This is a genomic window from Acidovorax facilis (assembly GCF_023913775.1).
Classification (GTDB): Bacteria; Pseudomonadota; Gammaproteobacteria; order Burkholderiales; family Burkholderiaceae_C; genus Acidovorax; species Acidovorax facilis.
Genome location: NZ_JAMXAX010000062.1, coordinates 24,822 through 32,832 on the forward strand (window position 1 = coordinate 24,822; position 8,011 = coordinate 32,832).

The window sequence follows — 8,011 nt, forward strand, 5'->3', positions numbered from 1 at the left end:
CTGGAGCCTCTTTTTACCTGAATTACCCCTTCAGGCAAAGACCAAAGTCCCTTCTTGCAGCGACCCAGGGGCCGGGGCTCCCAACCGCTCAGCCTGTCAATCGATCTTCGGACTTGGCGTCGAACCAGTGGGCGTTGGCGGGCTCTACCGCCAGGCCCACGGCGTCGCCGGGCTGCACGCGGGTCTGGGCGTCGGTGCGCAGCGTAACGCTGCCTGCGGCGGTGTCCACCATCACATAGGTGTCGGGGCCCGTGGGCTCCACCACGCTGACCCGCCCGCGCCAGGGGGCAGTCTCCTGCATCACCAGGTGCTCAGGGCGCACGCCCAGCAGCACCTCGTTAGCACTGGATGGTGGAGGCGCCAGGTTCAACGCCGCACCCTGGATGCCAAACTGCCCGCCCGTGACCGCGCCACGCAGCAGGTTCATGGTGGGCGAGCCGATGAAGGTGGCCACGTAGGTATTGGCCGGGCGGTTGTAGATCTCGTCGGGCGTGCCCAGCTGCTGCACCACGCCGCCCTTCATCACCGCGATGCGCGAACCCAGGGTCATGGCTTCGACCTGGTCATGCGTCACGTACACGCTGGTGATGCCGCTGGCCTGGTGCAGGCGCTTGATCTCGGCGCGCATCTCCACGCGCAGCTTGGCGTCGAGGTTGGACAGCGGTTCGTCAAACAAGAAGAGCTGCGGCTGGCGCGCCAGGGCCCGGCCCATGGCCACGCGCTGGCGCTGGCCGCCCGAGAGCTGGCTGGGGCGGCGGTCGAGCAGGTGACTGATCTGCAGCATGGCTGCGACTTCGTCGATGCGCTTTTGGCGCTCTGGCTTGGGCATCTTGCGCATCTCCAGCGCAAAGCCAATGTTGTCGGCCACAGAGAGCGTGGGGTACAGCGCGTAGCTCTGGAACACCATGGCGATGTCACGGTCGCGCGGGGGCATGCCCACCACGTTCTTGCCACCGATGCGGATCTCGCCTTCGGTGGGCTCGTCCAGGCCCGCAATGATGTTGAGCAACGTGGATTTGCCGCAGCCCGAGGGGCCGACCAGGATCAGGAACTCGCCCGGTGCCACGTGGATGTCGATCTTGCGCAGCACTTCCACGCTCTTGTCACCCTTGCCAAAGCGCTTGTTGATGCCCGCGATGTCCAATGAAGACGCCATGATTTTCCTTAACCTTTCACCGCGCCAGCCGTCAGGCCGCGCACAAAAAACTTGCCTGCGAGAACGTAGATCACCATGGTGGGCAAGCCTGCGATGATCGCGGCCGCCATGTCCACGTTGTAGGCCTTCACACTGCTGCTGGTGTTGGCCAGGTTGTTCAGGCCCACCGTCACGGGCTTCGAGTCGGTGCCCGAGAACACCACGCCAAACAGGAAGTCGTTCCAGATGTTGGTGAACTGCCAGATCAGCGTGACCATGATGATGGGCGTGGACAGCGGCAGCACGATGCGCCAGAAGATCTGCCAGAAGCTTGCGCCGTCCATGCGTGCGGCGTTCACCAGCTCCTTGGGGATGGCCGCGTAGTAGTTGCGAAAGAACAGCGTGGTACCCGCCAGCCCGGCCAGGCAGTGCACCAGCACCAGCCCGGTGATGGAGCTGGACAGCCCCAGCCAGCCCAGCACCTGGCTCATGGGCAGCAGCACGACCTGGAAGGGCATGAACACGCCAAACAGCAGCAGGCCAAACAGCGTGTCGCTGCCGCGAAACTTCCACAGGCTCAGCACATAGCCGTTGAGCGCGCCCCACACGGTGGAGATCAGCACGGCCGGCACGGCCATGGCCACCGAGTTCCAGAAAAACGGGCGCAGGCCGTTGCAGTCCACGCCCGTGCAGGCGCTCTGCCAAGTCGTGCCCCAGGCCGACCAATTCAGCGTCGCGGGCAGTGCCAGCAGCGAGGTGCTGCGGATCTCCTCTGCGTCCTTGAACGAGGTGACCAGCATGGCGTACAGCGGCAGCAGAAAGAACGCGGTGGCCAGGGCCAGCACGCCATAGACCAGCAGGCGGCCCACGGACGGAAACACAGAGGGCTTAGCGGTCATGAGGTTTGCTCCGCAGTTCGCTGTAAAGATAAGGAATCACCAGGGCCGCGACGGTGGCCAGCATCATGGTGGCGCTGGCCGCGCCCAGGCCAATCTGCCCGCGCGAGAACGACATGGTGTACATGAAGGTGGCGGGCACATCGGTGGCAAAACCGGGGCCGCCAGCCGTCAGCGCCATCACCAGGTCAAAGCTCTTGATGGCCAGGTGCGACAGCACCATGAGCGTGGAGAAGAACACCGGCCGCAGCGCCGGCAGCACGATGCGCCAGTAGATGCGCGGCAGCGAGGCACCATCGACCTGCGCGGCCTTGATGATGCTGTCGTCAATGCCGCGCAGCCCGGCCAGGAACAGCGCCATAGCAAACCCGGCGCTTTGCCAGATGCCGGCGATGACCACGCAGTAGATCGCCATCTCGGTGTCCACCAGCCAGCCAAATTCAAAGTTCGTGAAGCCCCAGTCGCGCACCATCTTTTCGATGCCCAGGCCGGGGTTCAGCAGCCACTTCCAGGCCGTGCCGGTCACCACGAACGACAGCGCCATGGGGTACAGGTAGATGGTGCGCAGCGCGCCCTCGGCGCGGATCTTCTGGTCCAGCAGCACGGCCAGCACCACACCAATCACCAGCGATCCGCCCACATAGCCCACGCCAAAAATGCCCAGGTTCTTCAGGGCGACCCACCAGCGGTCCATCTCCCACAGGCGCTCGTACTGCGCCAGGCCCGCCCATTCGTAGTTGGGCAGCATGCGCGATGCGGTGAGGCTGAGCACGCCGTTCCACACCATGAGGCCATAGATGAAGGCAAAACCCAGCACAAACGCCGGGGTCACCACCAGCCTGGGCAGCCAGGTTTCAAAGGAATTCTTCATTGCTTGCGAATCTCTCTTGCGTACGCACTGCACACGCTGCGCGCGCGGTACGCGGTGTCTCGATCAGTCACAGAATCACCGTTTCACTCATTCACACATTCACTTTGTGTCACATGAAAAAAGGGGGGTGCGCACGGAGCACCCCCCAATGAACAAAGTGTCTACCTCAAACTAACTCGCTACTCACTCTCTTACCACCACACCTCGTACTGCACGCCCACCAGCGTGCGCGAGGTCTTGCCATTGGCGCCAAAGGTGCCTGCGTTGGCCACAGCCGCCGCCTGGTTCCAGTTGGCCTTGGTCACATACAGACGCAGCTCAGGGCGCGACCAGAAGTCTTCATTCAGTGCCAAGGCACCCGCCAGCGTGACCTTGGACAGGCGCTGGTCCGGACCACTGCCCTTGCGGGTGGTGGTGGACAGCTCCACCAGGCCCTTGAAGTTCTTGGTGAACGCGTACGAGCCACGGCCGCCCAGCGAGAAGTCCTTGGTCTCCACGCCGGTCAGGTCAGCCTTGTTGGTCTGGTAGCCAATGAGGGCCTGGCCGCCAAACGGGCCGCTTTGCCAGTTGATGGAGTCGGCGATGCGGGTGGCGCGCTTGCCTGCGCTGGTGCCCTCGATGGCTTCAAACTCCCCGTCGATGCGGGCATGGCCGCGCGATGTCTGCAGGTACAGCGTGTTGGTGATGCTGGGCAGCAGGAACTCCTTCTGCGTGTGCATCAACGAAATGCCGGAGCCCGAGCCGCCGCCCACCTGGTTCTTGCCCCCCACAGCCGTCAGCAGCACCCGCAGCTTGCCGCCGGGGTTGGTGTTGATGTCAGACAGGTCGGCGTTGATGCGGTGTGCCTTCACGTTGTTGGGCAGGCCGCCGTCAAACTTGTCGCCGGAGAACACACCCACGCCCAGCTTCATGCCACCCACGGGCACGTCGGTCACACCGGCACCGATGTTGTCGCCGTAGTTCAGCAGGAAGTTGTCGACGATGTGCACGTCCTGGATCCGCAGGCGGCGCTGGCCGACCCAGAACTTGGCTTCGGGCGAGAAGGAGAAGCCGCTCATTTCCACAAACGCCTGTGCGGTGCTGATGTCGCCACTGCCCCACTTGGCGGGCATGTAGTTCACCTTCCAGTTGATGCCACCGGCCTCGAAGCCCTTGGCAAAGTTGACTTCGATGCCGTTGTCACCTTCGTTACCCAGGCGGTACTTTTGCAGCTCGCCGCCCAGCGTCAGGTTGCCCTTGACGCCGTCGGAGTGGTTGAACACCGGGCCACCGCGGGAGTAGCCGTTGAACTCAAAGCCTGCTACGTCCATAGCAAAGGCGCCATTCGCGCATGCGGCGGCCAAAGCCACCGCCGTGAGGCGGTTTCTTGTCTTCATGATGGGATCCCTCTGGGGTTGGTTTTAGTGCGTGTGTGCGCGTGTGTCTTGCACGGCTTACTTGGTTTTCGCGGCGGCCGCGATCTTCTTCATGGCATCGGCGACGCTGACCTTGTCGTCGTTCCAGAACTGGCTGACCACGTCCTTGATGGCACCTTCGGTGGCCGGGGCAATTGCCATGCCGTGGGCCGCGCTGGGCACCAGACCCCCGCTCTTGGCGGTGTCCACAAAGTCCTTGGCCGAGGCCTTGGCGCAGTCGTCAAACTTGTCCATGGGCTGGCCCGCACGCACGGGGATGGAGCCCTTGTTCAGGTTGAACACTTCCTGGAAAGCCGGGCTCATGATGGCGCTGGCCAGGTCGCTCTGCGCCTTCTGTGCGGCAGCATCCTTCAGCTTGAACAGAATGAACGAATCGACGTTGAAGGTGAACGCGTTGGCCGACCCCGGTGCAGCAGCACACAGGAAGTCCTTGCCAGGCGCCTTGCCTGCGGCCAGGAACTCGCCTTTGGCCCAGTCGCCCATCAGCTGAAAGCCTGCCTTGCCCTGGATCAGCATGGCCGTGGCCAGGTTCCAGTCGCGGCCAGGGGCGCCGGGGTCGGTGTAGCCCTTGATGCGGCGGAAAGTCTCCAGCGACTTCTTCATGGTGTCGCTGTTGATGGCCTTGTCGTCAAGCTTGACCAAGGCGTCCTGGTAGAACTTGGGGCCACCCACGCCGAGCACCACCGATTCAAACGTGGTGAAATCCTGCCAGTTCTGGCCACCGTGGGCCACGGGCACCAAGCCTGCGGCCTTGAGCTTGTCAGCTGCCGCAAAGAACTCGTCCCAGGTCTTGGGCATGGCGGCCACGCCAGCCTTCTTCAGGGCCTCGGAACTGCCCCACATCCAGTTCACACGGTGCACGTTGACCGGGGCCGCCACGTAAGCGCCCTTGTACTTCATGACATCGGCGACCACCTTGGGCAGCAGGTCATCCCATTTTTCAGCTTTGGCCAGGGTGTCCATGTTGGCCAGCACGCCTTCGGACGCCCACTCCTGAATGGCCGGGCCCTTGGTCTGCGCAGCCGACGGTGGGTTGCCCGAGATCACGCGGCTCTTGAGCACGGTCATGGCGCTGTCGCCACCGCCACCGGCCACGGCAAAGTCGCGCCAGGTGTGGCCCTTGCCCTGCATGATCTTCTTGAGCTCGGCCACCGACTTGGCTTCGCCGCCCGAAGTCCAGTAGTGCAGGACCTCCACCTCCCCCGCGCTGGCCGACATCGCTGCCGCCAGGCCCACCGCCACTGCGGCGATTTTTGTCAACTTCCACATACCCTTGTCTCCTCGATGTTTGAATCCGTTGGGTGCGCCGGAATCCGGTGCTGTTCAGCGCAGTCGGTACTTTAATTACAATAATTAATGAACATATCAGGGCTTTCCCGGGTGTGGGTTACATACCAACGCCATTGGCCCGTTATTGAATTACCAACCGCTGCGGGTGCAAGCATTGCCGTGCTGCAGGAGCCGCTGGCGGGGTGCTTTGTTATGCTCAATCCCATGGCCACGATACTGATTGTTGAAGATGATGCCCTGCTGCTGGACGCGCTGACTGGCCAGCTCCAGCAGCTGGAATTCGGCGTGCACACGGCCTCCAGTGTGGCTGAGGCCACCACGCTGCTGCAGTCGCAGGCGGTGGACGGCATCATCCTGGACCTGGGCCTGCCCGGCGCCGACGGCATGGAGCTGCTGACCTGGGCACGCACCCACATTGCCGGCCTGCCCGTGCTGATTCTGACCGCGCGAGATGGCGTGGAAGACCGCGTGCTGGGCCTCAATGCCGGGGCTGACGACTACATCACCAAGCCCTTCAACATGCAGGAGCTGCAGGCCCGCCTGCAGGCCATGCTGCGCCGTGCGCGCCAGCCCGCCTTTACCCAGGCCAGCAGCGCCGCAGGCGGCGCCAGCACCACCATCGGCCCGCTGGTGCTGGACCACGCCAGCCATTCGGCGGCGCTCAATGGCGACCTGCTCGACCTGACCCAGCGCGAATGGGAGCTGCTGGAGTTGCTGGTCAACCGCTGTGGCGAAGTCGTCACGCGCGACGATGTGCTGGCCGCCTGGCGCGCCAGCCCCCCGGAGCCCGGACAAACCGCCGCGCCCCCGCTCAACTCCAACGCGCTGGAGGTGTATGTGCACCGCCTGCGCAAGAAGCTCGACACCTCGCCGCTGGCCATCCGCAACATCCGGGGGCTGGGGTACATGCTGAACAGGCCGTAGATGGAACACCCCCCTGAGTCGCTGCGCGCCTTCCCCCCGCTCTCGCTTCGCTGCGCTACGCGGGCAGGCGGACGATGCCCTCGCTGCGGGGCGGCCCTTGCTCGGCATCCCTCGCGGGGGCCGCGCCAGTGGCTGGCATCGGGGGTCCCACTGATCTCCGCAGGCCCAGGCCACTGACATGCGCCACGTACCGGGGGTTTCTCTTCAACGCAAGCTGCTGCTGTGGCTGTTGCTGCCGCAGCTGGTGTTGTGGCTGTCTGGCGGGTTTCTGGCGTGGCGCATTGCGCTGCAGAACGGCGAGAAGGGCATTGACCAGACGCTGACGCAGTCGGTGCGGGCGCTCGCGCGGCAGATCAAGCCGATCGGGGACGGGTTGCTGGTGGACTTTCCCAAGGCCGCGCAGGACATCCTGGAGCAGGACCCGGCCGACCGCATCACCTACATGGTCTCGTCCCCGCCCGGCCGCTTTCTGCTGGGCAATGCCCAGCTGCCTCCGCCGCCGCCAGTGGAGGTGCGCGTGGGCGACCCCTACCTGTACCACGCCCGCGTGGACGACCGCCCCGTGCGCGTGGCGCTGCTGGACGTGGACTACGGCACACCCCAGACGCGCCAGACCCTGCGCGTGCAGGTGGCGCAGAGCCTCACCGTGCGCGAGCGCATCGCGCAGGAGCTGCTGGAGCAGATGGTGTTCCCCATGGGGCTGATGGGCCTGGCGCTGAGCGCCGTGGTGTATGCGGGCGTGCTGCGCGGCCTGCAGCCCTTGAAGCGCCTGGAGGCCCAGATCGAGCGGGCCGGCGCCCTGCCCCAGGCTGGCACCACGCCGCTGCCCCCCATCGAGCTGACTTCGGCTCCGCAGGAGGTGCATTCGCTGGCCAGCACCATCAACCGGCTGCTGGAGACCGTGGCGCGCGGCCAGCAAAAGGAAAAGCGCTTTCTCAACGACGCTGCGCACCAACTGCGCACCCCGCTGGCCGGGCTCATCGGCCAGACCGAGCTTGCCCTGCACGAAAGCCATGAGCCCGCCGTGCAGGAACGGCTGCAGAAAGTGCTTTCGGCCGCCCAGCGCAGCGCCCACTTGGTGCACCAGCTGCTGCAGCTGGCGCGCTCCGAATCGAACGTGGAGATGCAGGCCATCGACCTGGCCTGCCTGGCCCGCGAAGTCGCTCGCGAATGGGCAGCCCGCGCCCTGGCGCAAGGCATGGACCTGGGCTACGAGGGTGACGACAGCCTGCCCGTGCAAGGCCACCCGGTGCTGCTGCGCGAGGCGCTCAACAACCTCATCGACAACGCACTGCACTACGCAGGCCCCGGCGCCACGGTGACAGTGCGTGTTGGCCACGAGGAGCCGGGGCGCTGGGCCTTGCTGCTGGTGGAGGACGACGGGCCGGGCGTGCCAGCCGAACACCTGGGCGATCTGTTTGCGCGCTTCTGGCGCGGGTCGGACAAGGCGGGGGGGGTGTGGGCTCGGGCTGTCGATCGT

Annotated in this window: 7 protein-coding genes; 2 read left to right on the forward strand and 5 right to left on the reverse strand. The window is 64.9% G+C overall.

Annotated features, from left to right (window positions below):
- Window positions 1-88: 88 nt before the first annotated feature.
- The 5 genes from NFX52_RS17100 to NFX52_RS17120 form a co-directional block, all read right to left on the reverse strand.
- Window positions 89-1,156: an ABC transporter ATP-binding protein gene (locus tag NFX52_RS17100; protein WP_055395136.1), complete on the reverse strand. Its 1,068-nt coding sequence runs from the start codon at window positions 1,154-1,156 to the stop codon at window positions 89-91.
- An 8-nt stretch (window positions 1,157-1,164) separates the two neighbouring features.
- On the reverse strand, window positions 1,165-2,034 hold the full coding sequence (locus NFX52_RS17105) for a carbohydrate ABC transporter permease (protein WP_055395134.1): 870 nt from the start codon (window positions 2,032-2,034) through the stop codon (window positions 1,165-1,167).
- Window positions 2,024-2,902: a carbohydrate ABC transporter permease gene (locus tag NFX52_RS17110; protein ID WP_015012611.1), complete on the reverse strand. Its 879-nt coding sequence runs from the start codon at window positions 2,900-2,902 to the stop codon at window positions 2,024-2,026. The genes NFX52_RS17105 and NFX52_RS17110 overlap by 11 nt, the downstream gene beginning before the upstream one ends.
- Before the next feature lie 191 nt (window positions 2,903-3,093).
- Window positions 3,094-4,278, reverse strand: a complete 1,185-nt coding sequence (locus NFX52_RS17115; protein WP_492759473.1) for a carbohydrate porin — start codon at window positions 4,276-4,278, stop codon at window positions 3,094-3,096.
- A gap of 57 nt (window positions 4,279-4,335) precedes the next feature.
- The gene (locus NFX52_RS17120) at window positions 4,336-5,586 is read right to left on the reverse strand and encodes an ABC transporter substrate-binding protein (RefSeq protein ID WP_055395130.1); all 1,251 of its coding nucleotides are present in this window, start codon (window positions 5,584-5,586) and stop codon (window positions 4,336-4,338) included.
- Between the two features lie 225 nt (window positions 5,587-5,811).
- Between NFX52_RS17120 and NFX52_RS17125 the strand changes: the two genes are divergently transcribed.
- Both NFX52_RS17125 and NFX52_RS17130 read left to right on the forward strand, forming a co-directional pair.
- Window positions 5,812-6,531, forward strand: a complete 720-nt coding sequence (locus NFX52_RS17125; protein ID WP_055395176.1) for a response regulator transcription factor — start codon at window positions 5,812-5,814, stop codon at window positions 6,529-6,531.
- 178 nt (window positions 6,532-6,709) lie between these two features.
- On the forward strand, window positions 6,710-8,011 hold a 1,302-nt coding region (locus NFX52_RS17130), incomplete at its 3' end, for a sensor histidine kinase (protein ID WP_252635747.1).